The 15,656-nt window shown below is 35.9% G+C and carries 10 protein-coding genes; 7 read left to right on the top strand and 3 right to left on the bottom strand.

Features of this window, described 5'->3' with window-relative positions; genetic code table 11:
- Positions 1 to 83: 83 nt before the first annotated feature.
- The 5 genes from lon (at position 84) to L1S35_RS04965 (ending at position 8,013) form a co-directional block, all read left to right on the top strand.
- Complete coding sequence (gene lon, locus L1S35_RS04985) at positions 84 to 2,534, top strand: endopeptidase La (protein ID WP_236397257.1); 2,451 nt, start codon at positions 84 to 86, stop codon at positions 2,532 to 2,534.
- Positions 2,535 to 2,667: 133 nt separating this feature from the next.
- On the top strand, positions 2,668 to 3,699 hold the full coding sequence (gene porQ, locus L1S35_RS04980; protein WP_236397252.1) for a type IX secretion system protein PorQ: 1,032 nt from the start codon (positions 2,668 to 2,670) through the stop codon (positions 3,697 to 3,699).
- Between the two features lie 47 nt (positions 3,700 to 3,746).
- Positions 3,747 to 4,442, top strand: a complete 696-nt coding sequence (cmk, locus tag L1S35_RS04975) for a (d)CMP kinase (protein ID WP_236397249.1) — start codon at positions 3,747 to 3,749, stop codon at positions 4,440 to 4,442.
- A 70-nt stretch (positions 4,443 to 4,512) separates the two neighbouring features.
- Positions 4,513 to 5,766, top strand: a complete 1,254-nt coding sequence (locus L1S35_RS04970) for a nucleoside permease (protein ID WP_236397246.1) — start codon at positions 4,513 to 4,515, stop codon at positions 5,764 to 5,766.
- A 78-nt stretch (positions 5,767 to 5,844) separates the two neighbouring features.
- The gene (locus tag L1S35_RS04965) at positions 5,845 to 8,013 is read left to right on the top strand and encodes a DUF7619 domain-containing protein (protein WP_236397244.1); all 2,169 of its coding nucleotides are present in this window, start codon (positions 5,845 to 5,847) and stop codon (positions 8,011 to 8,013) included.
- A gap of 5 nt (positions 8,014 to 8,018) precedes the next feature.
- Here L1S35_RS04965 and dctA read toward each other — a convergent pair whose 3' ends face one another.
- Entirely contained in the window at positions 8,019 to 9,236 is a 1,218-nt protein-coding gene (gene dctA / locus L1S35_RS04960; protein WP_236397241.1) for a C4-dicarboxylate transporter DctA, read from the bottom strand.
- A 450-nt stretch (positions 9,237 to 9,686) separates the two neighbouring features.
- On the opposite strand from dctA, the gene rpsA reads away from it, so the two are divergent.
- Positions 9,687 to 11,459, top strand: a complete 1,773-nt coding sequence (gene rpsA, locus L1S35_RS04955) for a 30S ribosomal protein S1 (RefSeq protein WP_236397238.1) — start codon at positions 9,687 to 9,689, stop codon at positions 11,457 to 11,459.
- Positions 11,460 to 11,511: 52 nt separating this feature from the next.
- On the opposite strand, the gene L1S35_RS04950 is transcribed toward rpsA, so the two are convergent.
- A complete protein-coding gene (locus tag L1S35_RS04950) occupies positions 11,512 to 12,228 on the bottom strand; it encodes a hypothetical protein (RefSeq protein WP_236397235.1) in 717 nt (238 codons plus the stop codon).
- A gap of 196 nt (positions 12,229 to 12,424) precedes the next feature.
- Here L1S35_RS04950 and L1S35_RS04945 point away from each other — a divergent pair, with 196 nt between their 5' ends.
- Positions 12,425 to 12,991, top strand: coding sequence for a fasciclin domain-containing protein (locus L1S35_RS04945; RefSeq protein WP_236397232.1), 567 nt, complete (start codon positions 12,425 to 12,427; stop codon positions 12,989 to 12,991).
- 69 nt (positions 12,992 to 13,060) lie between these two features.
- Here the strand turns inward: L1S35_RS04945 and pheT are convergent, their stop codons facing one another.
- On the bottom strand, positions 13,061 to 15,484 hold the full coding sequence (gene pheT, locus L1S35_RS04940; RefSeq protein WP_236397230.1) for a phenylalanine--tRNA ligase subunit beta: 2,424 nt from the start codon (positions 15,482 to 15,484) through the stop codon (positions 13,061 to 13,063).
- Between the last annotated feature and the right edge of the window lie 172 nt (positions 15,485 to 15,656).

Genomic DNA, 15,656 nt, shown 5'->3' with positions numbered 1-15,656 from the left:
TTTAATTTATCAAATTGAAAAGATGTCCTACATTTGTTTAGCATTGAATAATTTCTAATGTCATTTTGACTTAAACACACACCATGTCAAACCGTAATATCATATCATTTGACAATTTGTCACTGCAGGAATTCGATACCGAAACCGATTTAATTCCGCTTTTAACTCCCGAAGACGAAGAAGAAATGAATAACGAAGAATTACCCAATTCTTTACCAATTTTACCTTTGCGTAATACCGTTCTTTTTCCGGGCGTTGTAATTCCGATTTCAGCAGGAAGAGATAAATCTATCAAACTTATAAACGATGCCAATGCCGGAAACAAAATCATTGGTGTTGTTGCCCAAAAAAATGAAGAAGACGAAGATCCAACTAAGAATGATATTTATACCGTTGGAACTGTAGCCCAAATTCTTCGTGTTTTGAAAATGCCTGACGGAAATATTACCGTGATTCTTCAAGGAAAAAAACGTTTTGCTATTGATGCCGTTACTACTGAAAAACCGTATCTGAAAGCTACGATAAAAGAAGTGGAAGAAAAGCGTCCGGGAAAGCACGATACCGAATTTCAGGCGATAATCGATTCTACCAGAGAGTTGGCTATCGAAATCATAAAGGAAAGTCCAAACATTCCGACCGAAGCTACTTTTGCTATAAAGAATATAGAAAGTCAGTCTTTCTTAGTCAATTTTGTTTCTTCTAATATGAACCTTACGGTTAAAGAAAAGCAAGATTTATTGATGACTAACGCTTTAAAAGAAAGAGCTTTAGAAACTTTGCGTTATATGAATGTTGAGTTGCAAAAACTGGAATTGAAAAATGATATTCAATCTAAAGTTCGTTTCGATTTAGACCAACAGCAACGTGAATATTTCCTGCACCAACAAATGAAAACCATTCAGGAAGAATTGGGTGGCGTTTCAAATGAACAGGAAATTGAAGAAATGCGCATGAAAGCCAAAACCAAAAGCTGGGACGAAAAAACAGCAAAACATTTTGAGAAAGAAATTTCCAAAATGCAACGCATGAATCCACAAGCTCCCGATTTTGGCATACAAAGAAATTACTTAGAGTTGTTTTTAGAATTGCCTTGGAATCATTATTCCAAAGATAATTTTGATTTGAAACGCGCACAAAAAATTATTGACCGTGATCATTTTGGCTTAGAAGATGTCAAGAAAAGAATCATAGAACATTTGGCAGTTTTGAAATTGCGAAACGATATGAAGTCGCCAATTATCTGTTTAACAGGTCCTCCGGGAGTTGGAAAAACTTCAATCGGAAAATCAATCGCAGAAGCATTAGGTAGAGAATATGTTCGTATTTCACTTGGCGGTTTACGTGACGAAGCTGAAATTCGGGGACACCGAAAAACCTATATCGGCGCAATGCCTGGTAGAATTATTCAAAGCTTGAAAAAAGCTGGAACTTCCAATCCGGTTTTTGTTTTGGATGAAATTGATAAACTTTCAAATTCACATCAGGGTGATCCATCATCAGCTTTGCTTGAAGTATTAGATCCGGAACAAAACAGCGATTTCTACGATAACTTTTTAGAAATGGGTTATGATTTATCCAAAGTTATGTTTATTGCAACTTCCAATAATATGGCAACCATTCAACCGGCATTAAAAGACAGAATGGAAGTCATTAAAATGACCGGTTATACTACCGAAGAAAAAGTTGAAATTGCACGTCAGCATTTGTTTCCGAAACAATTGAAAGAACATGGTTTGAAACCAAAAGATTTAACAATCGGTAAAAAACAATTAGAAAAAATTGTCGAAGGTTATACCCGTGAATCAGGAGTTAGAAGTCTGGAACAAAAGTTAGCGCAAGTTATCCGAAACGCTGCTAAATCGGTAGCGATGGAAGAAGAATACAACACTAAAGTTACCGATGAAGATATCGTAAAAATTTTGGGTGCACCAAAATTAGAACGCGATAAATCGGAAAGCAATGATGTAGCCGGAGTTGTTACAGGTTTAGCATGGACATCAGTTGGTGGCGATATTTTATTTATAGAATCATTGATTTCGGCCGGAAAAGGAACTTTAACTTTGACCGGAAATTTAGGAACTGTTATGAAAGAATCGGCAACGATTGCTTTAGAATACATAAAAGCGAACACCGAAATTTTTGGCTTAGATGCTGAAATGATTTCCAAATATAACATTCACTTACACGTTCCGGAAGGCGCAACACCAAAAGACGGACCAAGCGCCGGAATTGCAATGTTGACTTCTTTAGTGTCACTTCTGACACAACGAAAAGTAAAGAAAAATTTAGCCATGACAGGTGAAATTACCTTACGCGGAAAAGTGTTGCCAGTTGGCGGAATTAAAGAAAAAATTCTGGCTGCCAAAAGAGCGAACATCAAGGAAATTATTTTGTGTCATGAAAATAAAAGTGATATCGACGAAATTAAAGCAGAATACATCGAAGGCTTGACTTTTCATTATGTAAAAGAAATGAGCGAAGTTATAGATGTAGCCTTAACAAATCAGAAGGTAAAAAACGCTAAAAAATTGTAAACTATTTTTTTAGAATAGTAAGCAAAGGCATAAGTAAAATAACGCTTATGCCTTTTTCTTTTATCTTTTTTTCATACCATATAAAATAATATCTTCGCATTTCCGTTATAGTATATAGCATAAGTCATTTTTGATGTTAAAAAAAGCAATTTGTATTGGATTTTGTCTCGCTAATTTGGTCAGTTTTGGTCAAATTGGAGGAAAGTCAATTTACCAATTTCTGAATTTAGTGACTTCACCCAGGCAAGCGGCTTTAGGCGGAAAAGTAATTACCTTTTACGATAACGATGTCAATCAGGGCCATTTTAATCCGGCAAACATTAATGCTGAAATGGATAATAAATTGTCCTTAAATTACGGAAGTTTATTTGGCGAAGTAACTTATGGTACAGCTTCTTATGCTTACACTTATGACCGACATGTTCAAACCTTTTTTGGCGGTGTCAATTATGTGAATTACGGAAAATTTGATGGTTATGATGAAAATGGTCAGCAGACATCGAGTTTTACAGGAAGCGAAATGGCACTGACTTTTGGTTATGCTTATAATATTCCGGGCTCTGATTTTTATGTTGGAGCCAATGCCAAATTGATTTCATCTACTTTAGAAAGCTACAATTCCTTTGGCGCTGCTGTCGATATTGGTGCTTTGTTTATTGACACTCGCAACGATGTAAACTGGGCAATTTCTATTAGGAATGTTGGAACACAAATTACAACTTATGCAGATACGCGCGAAAAATTACCTTTAGAAGTGCTGATTGGTGTTTCACAACTGATGGAAAATGTGCCGATTCGTTGGCATTTGACATTAGAAAATATGCAGCAATGGCAATTGGCATTTTCCAATCCGAATAGGGCACAGGGTTCTTTAGATGGTGGCTCAACACCTGAAAAAGTTTCTGTTTTTGGAAACGCTTTACGTCACGTAATTGTTGGTGCCGAATTGTTTCCTGATAAAGGTTTTAACTTAAGACTCGGTTATAACTTTAGAAGAGCCGAAGAATTGCGTATCTTGGAGCAGCGAAATTTTTCCGGACTTTCAATCGGTTTGGGATTAAAAATGGGCAACATAAAATTCAATTATTCCTATTCAAGATATACATTAGCGGCCAATACAAGTCTTTTCGGCTTGACCATTGATTTTGCAAATGACAGCTATTAACTTGTTAAACTGAAGGTTTACGAACGCCAAAAAATAATTTTAAAATTGTGAGTAAAAAAATTACAATTGCCATAGATGGATTTTCGTCCACAGGAAAAAGTACATTAGCCAAACAATTAGCTAAACATTTAGGCTATGTATATGTTGACACCGGCGCTATGTATCGCGCGGTGACTTTTTTCGCAATGAAAAATGGTTATATCACTACTGATTTTTTTGATAAAGAAACTTTAATTAATAGCCTGCCTTCTATAAAATTGCATTTTGAATTTAATCCTGAATTGGGTTTTGCCGAAATGTATCTGAATGATGTCAATGTGGAAAAGGAAATCAGAACCCTTGAAGTTTCCAATTTTGTGAGTTTAGTGGCCGAAGTTTCTGAAGTGCGCGCCAAATTGGTTGAGCAACAACAGGAAATGGGAAAAGGAAAAGGCATAGTCATGGATGGTCGGGATATTGGTACCGTAGTTTTTCCGAAAGCTGAACTCAAAGTTTTTATGACAGCGAGTTCAGAAACGCGTGCGCAAAGACGTTTCGAAGAGTTACAGCAAAAAGGACAAACAGTTTCTTTTGATGAAGTCTTAAAAAATGTGGAACAGCGCGATTATATTGATACACATCGTGAAGATTCTCCTTTGGTAAAAGCTGATGACGCTATAGAAATTGATAATTCTTATCTTACCCGTGAAGAACAATTTAACGCCGTTTTGGAAATGGTGGAAGATGTGACGAAATCGTTGTAAATATTTGTTTATCTCGATTTAAATAGTAGATTTACGGGTTGTTATTTAACTAAAACCAAAACTATTATTTATGAGTATAAAATTGAGATTAACATTAATGAGTTTTCTCCAATTCTTTGTTTGGGGAGCGTGGCTGATAACCGTTGGTAATTATTGGTTTGCCACAAAACAATGGAGTGGTGCCGAATTTGGAGCCATTTTTTCCACACTTGGAATTTCTTCTATAATCATGCCTGCAATCACAGGTATTATTGCCGATAAATGGATAAACGCAGAAAAGCTTTATGGTATTCTTCATATTTTAGGAGGTTTGGCACTTTGCTATATTCCACTAGTGGAAGATCCGACTACTTTTTATTGGGTAATTTTCGCGGCGATGCTTTGTTATATGCCAACCATTTCGTTATCCAATTCGGTGGCTTACAACATTCTGAAAAACAACAATTTTGACGTGATAAAAGTGTTTCCACCAATAAGGGTTTGGGGAACCATTGGTTTTATCGCTGCTATGTGGTTAACCAATTTATCCGGAAATAAAGCGTCTGCGAATATGTTTTATATTTCTGCTGTTTCTGCTGTTATCTTGGGAATTTATTCATTTACGTTGCCAAAATGTCCACCACAAAAATTGATTGCTGAAAATGCTACGACCGCACAAAAATTAGGTTTAGATGCGTTTAAACTATTTGGAACCTACAAAATGGCGTTGTTCTTTTTGTTCTCAATGTTTTTGGGTGGCGCATTGCAATTAACCAATATGTATGGTGATGTTTTCTTGTCTGAATTTGGAAATAATCCCGAATATGCCAATAGTATTATTGTACAAAAATCAACATTAATCATGTCGATTTCTCAAGTATCTGAAACCTTATTTATCTTAGCAATTCCGTTCTTTTTAAAGCGATTCGGAATCAAACAAGTAATGTTAATCTCGATGTTAGCTTGGGTTTTACGTTTTGGATTATTTGCTTATGGTGATCCGGCTGATGGTTTATGGATGATTATTATGTCGTGTATCGTTTACGGAATGGCGTTTGATTTCTTTAATATTTCAGGTTCATTATTTGTTGAAACTACTACCGATTCAAAAATTCGTTCTTCAGCTCAAGGTTTGTTTATGATGATGTCAAACGGCTTTGGTGCTTTCTTTGGAGGTTTGCTAAGCGGAATTGTAATTGATAAATTCTTTACTCAAGATGGCGTTAGAGATTGGCATAGCATCTGGCTTTCGTTTGCCGGATATGCTTTAGTAATTGCTATTGCTTTTGCTGTTTTGTTTAAACACAAGCACAACCCGAATGATGTTGCGAATGTGAGTCACTAAAATATAAAGCCTTTCAAATTTTGAAGGGCTTTTTTTATGGAAATAAATTAATATATTTGATAATCAAATTGCTATGTTATGAAAAAATTATACTTTTCCCTGTGTTTTATTTTTATTGTTATCGGTTTAAAAGCACAAACAGTTAGCATTCCCGATCCTGTTTTTAAGCAGTTATTGGTGACATCAAATAGCAGTGGTAACATATGTGCTTTCGACCTTACCAACAATGCTTTTTCGGTTGATGCCAATAATGATGGCGAAATTCAGGTTTCTGAAGCACTTCAGGTTGGTTATCTTGATATTGATAATGGTTTGGGAGCTACATCTATTGGTAATTTGGAAGGAATTCAATCTTTTACAAATCTTATAGGTTTAAATTGTGCCAATAATATGCTTACTTCTTTGAATGTAAGTGGTCTTAGTCATTTGGTGGAACTGACTTGCACAAATAACCAGCTGACGTCACTAAATTTAAACGGTTGTGTCGAATTAATGACTATATATGCCTACCAGAATCAATTTACCAGCATGGATTTGGTTGATTTGCCCAGGGCTCATATTATGAACTTTAGTTTTAATCCGCTAACTTCTTTAAATATAAGCGGATGCCCACGTATTACACAATTAGCTTGTGACTATACTCAACTTATTACGCTTGATGTAAGCAGTTTGTCAATGCTAGCTTATATTTATGTAACCCATTGTCCACAACTGACATCAATATTTGCTAAAAACGGAAGCAATGAAAGCTATGCCTTTGATTTTAGTAATTCTCCAAATGTTACCTATATCTGCGCCGATGAAAGTCAGTTAACAACGTTACAAAATCTGGCAACAACTTATGGTAATACTAGCTGTACTGTAAACTCTTATTGTAGCTTTATTCCAGGAGGAAACTATTATACCACACAGGGAACAAGCACCTATGATGGTGACAACAACGGTTGTGGCGGAAGCGATGCAGCTTATCAGGGATTAAGAATGGCAATCAGCGGATCGGCAGTAGGAAGTGTGATAACCAATGCTTCCGGAAACTATGTTTTTGATGTTCCGGCTGGAACTTACACTGTAACTCCTTCTTTAGAAAATCCATCTTATTTTTTGGTTTCTCCAACCAATTTTACGGTTACCTTTCCAGGATCGGGGAATCCGAATGTTCAGAACTTCTGCATACGTCCAAACGGAACACATCGTGATGTAGATGTCACCATATTGCCAATGATAGTAGCCAGACCGGGTTTTGATGCCTACTATAAAATTATTTACAAAAATAAAGGAACTCATCCACAAACAGGCACCGTTACTTTGACATTTCAGGATGATATGATGGATTATGTTTCTTCTGTTCCTTCTTATAGCAGCCAATCTACAAATTTATTTGCGTGGGATTATTCGAATTTGCTTCCTTTCGAAACAAGAGAAATCCTTATAACTTTTAATGTTAATTCACCTGTAGAAACGCCACCTGTTAATATCGGTGACGAGTTGAGTTTTACTGCTGTAATTAATCCGGTTTCAGGAGATGACACTTATTGGGACAATACCAATCCTATCAAGCAAACTGTTGTAGGTTCTTTAGATCCGAATGATAAAGCTTGTGCGGAAGGAGCGCTTGTAACTACAAGTGTCATTGGTGAATATGTTCACTATTTGATTCGTTTTGAAAACACTGGAAACTATCCTGCAGAAAACGTAGTAATTAAAGATATTATTGATACCAATAAATTTACAGCAACTACTTTGTTGCCAATATCATCAAGTCATCCAGTGGTAACCAAATTTTCGTCGCCTAATAAAGTAGAGTTTATTTTTGAGAATATTAACCTGCCTTTTGACGATGCTAACAATGATGGTTATGTTGCTTTTAAAATAAGAACCAGACCTAGTCCAACTCTGTCAGTTGGTAGTACATTTAGCAACACCGCCAGTATTTATTTTGATTACAATGCGCCAATAATTACAAATACGTTTACATCGACGATTCAGGCGTTGGGGAATCAGGATTTTGAATTTTCGGATTATGTGAGTTTGTATCCGAATCCGGCGAGAGATATCTTGAATATTCAAACTAAAAATGATATTCAAATTTCTTCTGTAAACATTTACAATACTTTAGGACAATTGGTTTTGGTTCTCCCGGAAGTGAAAGATGCCGGTATTGATGTTTCCGATTTAGTGACAGGAACCTATTTCATAAAAATCAATTCTGATAAAGGCAGTGCAAGCACTAAGTTTATAAAAGACTAGAGAGCTCAATCTAATTCCATTGGGTTTTCAGGGTCAACGAATTCATTTTCGTTTTTAGAGATTACAATTGCGGCGACACCGTTTCCAATGAAATTGGTGATTGCCCGGGCTTCGCTCATGAATTTATCGACGCCTAAAAGAAAAGCCAAACCTTCAACAGGAATTTTATGTATGGCTGTAAGTGTTGAAGCCAAAACAATAAAACCACTTCCGGTTACTCCGGCTGCGCCTTTTGAGGTAATCATTAAAAGCCCGATTATGGTTAGGATTTCGCCAAACGAAAGCTGCACATTATACAATTGCGCCAGGAAAATAACCGCCATCGAAAGATAAATGGATGTTCCATCAAGGTTGAAGGAATAACCGGTTGGAACTACCAATCCCACTACCGATTTGCTACAGCCCATGCGTTCCAGTTTGTTCATTAAGTTAGGTAAGGCAGGTTCTGAAGAAGAAGTTCCTAGCACAATCAGCAATTCGGCTTTGAGGTATTTGATAAAATCCAGTATGTTTATTTTGTAATAACGGAGAATGCCTCCAAGAACTACAAATACGAAAATACCCATAGTGATGTAAACCGTAATCATTAATTTTCCAAGTGGAATGAGCGTTTCAAATCCAAATTTTCCAACGGTATAGGCCATGGCACCAAATGCACCAAGCGGCGCCAAATACATGACAAATTTTAATGCCCTGAAAACTACTTTAGACCAGTTGTATAAAACTGCTATTACAGTTTCTCTTTTTTTGTGATAGTTGAGTACAATTCCGAAGATGATGGCCACAACCAGAACCTGTAGCGTAAAATTGCTCATAAAGAAGTCAAGCCAACTAAAGTCTGTTTTAGCAGAAGTATATTTACTGGCATCTTCAATAGTTAATCCCGATTTGTCAATTTTACCGGGTTGAATAATATAAGCGGCAATAACACCAATTGCTAGGGCAAATGTGGTTACGATTTCAAAATAAATAAGTGATTTGATGCCGATTCGCCCGACTTTCTTTAAGTCGCCCATACCGGCAATTCCTAAAACAATGGTTAAGAAGATAATTGGCCCGATAAAAATCTTGACCAATTGGATGAATGAATCGCCAACGATTTTCATTTTCTGTCCGTTTTCGGGATTGAAATGCCCAAGCAGCACGCCGCAGATAATGGCAATCAACACCCAAAATGTTAGGTTGGTGGTGGTTTTGAATAAAAGTGATTCCTTATTCTTCATTTTAATTTTATTGGATTACAATGTACTATTTATTTTTTAGACCTGACATGTTTTCAAAACGGGTCAGGTCTATGCGATACAAATCCTAATTAGCCCCGATGGTAGAGGCTACCTTGTAGCCCGGACAGCGGGAATAGGGCTTCCTAAAATGCCCAGACCATTCGCTTCAATACACTAATTTGATTTACACGAACTAAAGTTCGATACCTGACTGCCACTGGCAGTCCTCCTCTTAATATCAAATGCTCCTAACAATCAACACTTTATTCTTTTTTATTTGCGCTATTTTCTTTCTGAAATTGTTTTGTAATTAAGAAATTATGCTTACTTTTGCCAACCTTTTGGCGAAGAAGAGTTTCCTTTAGGTATTAACTATTTAAAACTAACACTGTTGTGTTTTTATCGCATCAAGAAACTCGAAGAACATAACATACAAATTATTTTATCAGCATGGCTGTATTAAACAAAGAACAAGAAGCGTTTTTAAATGATTTTAACTGGCATAACTATGCAGAAGGAATTGACGCAGTAGATGAGAAAAACTTGCAAGAGTTTGAAAACTTAGTTACAAAAACTTTTATTTCAACTGACCAAGAAGAAGTTGTAGAAGGAGTAGTAGTAAGAATCACTGACAGAGACGCAATTGTTGACATCAACGCGAAATCAGAAGGTGTAATTTCACTTAATGAGTTCCGTTACAACCCAAACTTAAAAGTGGGTGACAAAGTAGAAGTATTAATTGACATCCGTGAGGACAAAACAGGTCAATTGGTATTGTCTCACAGAAAAGCAAGAACTATCAAATCATGGGATAGAGTTATTGCTGCTAACGAGACCGGAGAAATCGTTCAAGGTTTTGTTAAATGTAGAACTAAAGGAGGTATGATTGTAGATGTTTTCGGAATCGAAGCTTTCTTACCGGGTTCACAAATTGATGTGAAACCAATCCGTGATTACGATGTATACGTAAACAAAATGATGGAGTTCAAAGTAGTGAAAATCAACCACGAATTCAAAAACGTAGTTGTATCTCACAAAGCTCTTATCGAAGCTGATATCGAAGTTCAGAAAAAAGAAATCATTGGTCAATTAGAAAAAGGACAAGTATTAGAAGGTGTTGTTAAAAACATTACTTCTTATGGTGTGTTTATTGACTTAGGTGGTGTTGATGGATTAATCCACATTACTGACCTTTCTTGGTCAAGAATCAACCACCCAAGTGAAGTTCTTGAATTAGATCAAAAATTAAACGTTGTAATCCTTGATTTCGATGATGAGAAAACAAGAATTCAATTAGGTTTAAAACAATTAAACGCTCATCCATGGGATGCTCTTGATTCTAAATTAGAAATCGGAGATAAAGTAAAAGGTAAAGTAGTTGTAATCGCTGATTACGGTGCATTTATCGAAGTTGCTGAAGGTGTTGAAGGTTTAATCCACGTTTCTGAAATGTCATGGTCTACGCACTTGCGTTCGGCTCAGGATTTCGTAAAAGTTGGTGATACTGTTGAAGCAGTTATCTTGACTCTTGATAGAGATGACAGAAAAATGTCTTTAGGTATCAAACAATTGACACAAGATCCATGGACAGATATTACTTCTAAATATCCTGTAGGTTCTAAACACACAGGTATCGTTAGAAACTTTACAAACTTTGGTATTTTTGTTGAATTAGAAGAAGGTATTGATGGATTAGTTTATATCTCTGACTTATCTTGGACTAAGAAAATCAAACATCCATCAGAATTTGTTAACGTAGGTGATAAATTAGATGTAGTAGTATTAGAGTTAGATGTTGAAGGACGTAAATTATCTTTAGGTCACAAACAAACAACTGAAAACCCTTGGGACAAACATGAAGATGCTTACGCTGTTGGAACTATCCACAACGGAACTATCGCTGAGATTGTTGACAAAGGAGCTACTGTAGATTTCGGTGATGATGTAGTTGCGTTTATTCCAACCCGTCACTTAGAAAAAGAAGATGGTAAGAAATTGAAAAAAGGTGAAGCAGCTGACTTTAAAGTTATTGAATTCAATAAAGAATTCAAAAGAGTTGTAGCTTCTCACACGGCTATCTTTAGAGAAGAAGAAGAGAAAAATGCAAAAGCTGTTACTGAAACTGTAGCTGCTACAAATGCACCAGCTCAGACTCTTGGAGATAACAATGATATCCTTGCCGGATTAAAAGCAAAAATGGAAAAAACAGAGAAAAAGAAATAATTCTCTGATTCCTATAAATAGAAAGTCCCGAGCAATCGGGACTTTTTTGTTTTTAATTATTATAATATTTTCGCTGCCAAATTTCCTCATTGAAATTTTTCCCCATCATAAAAAAGTAATAGGCAAACACGGCAAAGATGGATTTAAATGTGAAAAGAAAGATAATAAAAGAAGCCAAAGGAACCGATTTGCTCAAATTATTTTCAGGAACTAATAATGCTACAACAATACTCAATACTATACTGGTTATTGTAAAGGTTCCTAAATTTTTGATTGGTAAAACCATTAATTTTCTTAACGGGTTTATTTCTGTTCCCCATTGGTGAATCAAATAATAATAATCGTTTCCAATCGGGACAAACAACAAAGGGTCATCGTAATTTAACAAATGAAAAGCTTTACTTGGCGCAATGATTTTGAAGCTTCCAAGAGTTGTATTGTGCTTTTTCTCAATCATCCTGATTTTAGATACTGCTTCTTCCGGAATTTCATTTTTAAAGATAGTACTGTCTAAAAACCGAAGCCGATAGTCAATACAAATTTTCCGTATTTGTTCTAAATGAAAGATCTTATCGGTTTCCAATAAGTCAAACTGCAACTCATTTGTTTTTGTTGAACTTTGATGTTTAAGTTTGTGTGCAATCTCGTTTCTCCGAATCTCATTTTCTGCAAATATGGCTTTAACTTCAGCAATAATATCCACTTCCGATTTAAATTTTTTTCTTTGAGAAAGTAATTTTTTTTCGAGGTTTACCTTGTTTGCTAACATTTCTGCGGGCTTTTTAAATGTCTGACTGAATGTGAATTATAAACTTAAATTTATAAAATAAAATCTTAATTCAACTTCTATAAAGCCGCAATTTTTGTGTTGACAGTTGTTAAAGTTTTTAGAAAAAATAATAATAGCAAAACCATTAAAGATGTATTGGCGTAAATGGCTGTATAACTTTAAAAATAATATTATCATGAAAACTAAGAATCTATTGTCGATTGCCTTTTTTGCCTTAACGCTATTTGTAACCATTTCTGTTTTTGCACAGAAAGAAAAAACCGTAACCGTTGGTGGAGCTCCAATGTATCCATCAAAAAATATTGTGGAAAATGCTGTGAATTCTAAAGACCACACCACTTTAGTAGCAGCCGTAAAAGCAGCAGGACTTGTTGAAACACTACAATCAAAAGGACCTTTCACCGTGTTTGCCCCAACAAATGCTGCCTTTGACAAATTGCCTAAAGGAACCGTAGAAACCTTATTAAAACCGGAAAACCTTAAATTATTGCAAACCATTTTGACCTACCATGTTGTAGCAGGAAAAATGAATTCATCGGATATTGCTAAAGCGATAAAAGCAGGAAACGGAAAAGCTGCTCTGAAAACAGTAAGCGGCGGAACGTTAACCGCCTGGATGAAAGGCTCAGACCTTTATTTGACAGACGAAAACGGTAAAAGTGCCAAAGTTACGATTGCTGACGTCAACCAATCTAATGGAGTGATTCATGTTATTGATGCTGTAGTTACACCAAAATCATAAATTTATACTCGTACTTCGTGGTACTGGTTTTAAAAGAAAAGTCTCCCTTTTTGATTAGGGAGACTTTTTTTATTTTCTTAAACTCGCACCAACTTCAGATTCTAAATTCTTTTGAAGTTTACTCATGATTTTGTCAATCTGATCATCAGTCAGGGTTTTGGTAGTGTCCTGCAATGTGAAACTCACTGCATAAGACTTTTTGCCTTCCGGCAGATTTTTGCCTTCATACACATCAAACAAATTCACCTCTTTTAATAACGTTTTTTCCGTTTGACGTGCAATCGAATAAATAGCATCAAAGGCAACGGTATTGTCAACTAATAAAGCTAAATCTCTTCTTACTTCAGGATATTTCGGAATATCAGTAAACTTGATTCTATTATTAATAAGTTTCAAAATCAGATTCCAATTAAAATCGGCAAAGAATACTTCCTGCTTAATATCGAAATGTTTTAGGATTGATTTTTTAACTGTTCCAAATTCAACCAAAGTATCGTTACCATTAGCAATAGCTATTCCTTCTGCAAAAACATCAGAAGTCACAGGTTTGTTTTGAATTTTGCAAATGCCCAAACGATTTAAAACCGAATCTACATAACCTTTAAACAAAAAGAAATCAGATGGTTTTTCAGTAGTTGTCCAACTTTCCGCAACTCTATTTCCTGACACAAAAAGCGTTAAATGCTTTGGCTCATCATAACCCGATGGTAATTTGTGGTATGTTTTTCCAAATTCGAATAATTTCAAATCACCATTTCTTCTGTTAATATTATAAGACACAGCTTCTAAACCTGAGAACAATAACGATTGGCGCATAGCTGATAAATCATTACTCAACGGGTTTAACATCATTACATTAAATTCTTCTTTCAACATTTCAGATAAATTCACATAATCAGGCGATGTTAAAGAGTTGGCCATCATTTCGTGAAAGCCAAGTGAATTCAATTGCGTTGCAACAATATTCTGCACCTTATAATCTTCTGTTCTTGCCGAATTGGAAACTGTCGCGTTTAATTTTTTAGTAAAATTGATGTTGTTGTAACCATAAACCCTAAGGATTTCTTCGATAACATCCACTTCGCGTTGCACATCTACACGATATGACGGAATTATTAAACCTAAACCGGCATCGGTAACGCTGTTTACTTTAATATCTAAAGAAGCCAAAATTTTCTTGATGGTTTCTTTTGGCAATTCCTGTCCAATCAATTTGGCAGTTTTGTCAAAGTTTAAGAAAACCGGAAAATCTTCAATCTTTTTTGGATAAATATCAACGATGTCAGAAGTGATTTCACCACCGGCAACTTCCTTGATTAAAAGCGCAGCACGCTTCAAAGCAAATTCTGTAATGTTTGGATCAATTCCTCTTTCAAAACGGAAAGAAGCATCTGTATTTAACCCATGTCTTTTCGCTGATTTTCTAACACTTACCGGATTAAAATAAGCACTTTCCAGGAAAATTGCATTTGTAGTTTCGGTAACTCCGGAGCCTTTTCCACCAAAAACACCGGCAATACAAAGCGGTCCTTTTTCGTCGCAAATCATCAAATCTTCTTCGTGTAAGGTTCTTTCGGTATCGTCTAAAGTGACGAATTTTGTTCCGGCTGCCACTGTTTTCACAATGATTTTTCCACTGATTTTCGCAGCATCAAAAGCATGTAACGGTTGCCCTAAATCGTGCAATATATAATTGGTAACATCAACAATATTATTTTTTGGAGTCAGGCCAATCGCTTTTAAACGGTTTTGTAACCATTCAGGCGAAGGCTTTACTGTCAAGCCGGAAAGGGTAACACCACAATATCTTGGTGCTAACTTACTGTCTTTAACATCGACATCAATCTTAAGTGTTCTTTTGTCAATTCGGAATGTACTTACCGTTGGCGTGATTAACTCGATACTGCTGTTTTTTTGCAATAAGCTGGCACGCAAATCTCTTGCAACACCATAATGCGACATAGCATCGGCGCGATTTGGAGTTAAACCAATTTCGAAAACTTCATCATTTTCAACATTAAAAACTTTAGCTGCAGGAGTTCCGGTTTTTAGGGCAGCATCCAAAATCATAATGCCGTCATGACTTGTTCCTAAACCTAATTCGTCTTCTGCGCAAATCATTCCGTGACTTTCCTGTCCGCGGATTTTTCCTTTTTTGATTTCAAACTCAATACCATCTTTGTCAAACAATTTGGTTCCGATAGTCGCAACAGGTACTTTTTGTCCGGCAGCAACATTCGGCGCACCACAAACAATTTGTACCGGAGTTCCATCGCCTAAATCAACAGTCGTAATACTTAATCTATCAGCATCAGGATGCTTTTCACAAGTCAAAACATGACCAACAACAACACCTTCCAAACCACCACGAACCGATTGGTATTTTTCCACAACTTCCACTTCCAAACCTAAATCGGTCAGTAGGGTTGCTGTTTCTTCTGATTTTAAATCTATTTTGATAAATTGCTTTAACCAATTGTATGAAATCTTCATTTTAAAATTTTTAATAAGGTGCAAATATAATCATTGCTAACTGCAGGAAGAAAGTTTTTAAGGCGTTTTTGTTAGCATTTTTTAATTTAGGAGCACAGCAATAGTTGTCTTCAGGACAAATCTTCCCGCTGTCCGCGCTACACGGTAGCCAGCTCCCATCGGGGCTAGTGAG

The organism is Flavobacterium anseongense, from assembly GCF_021608185.1.
Lineage (GTDB): Bacteria > Bacteroidota > Bacteroidia > Flavobacteriales > Flavobacteriaceae > Flavobacterium > Flavobacterium anseongense.
Note: the sequence above shows the minus strand (reverse complement) of the source record. Positions and strands in the feature narration are given on the sequence as shown.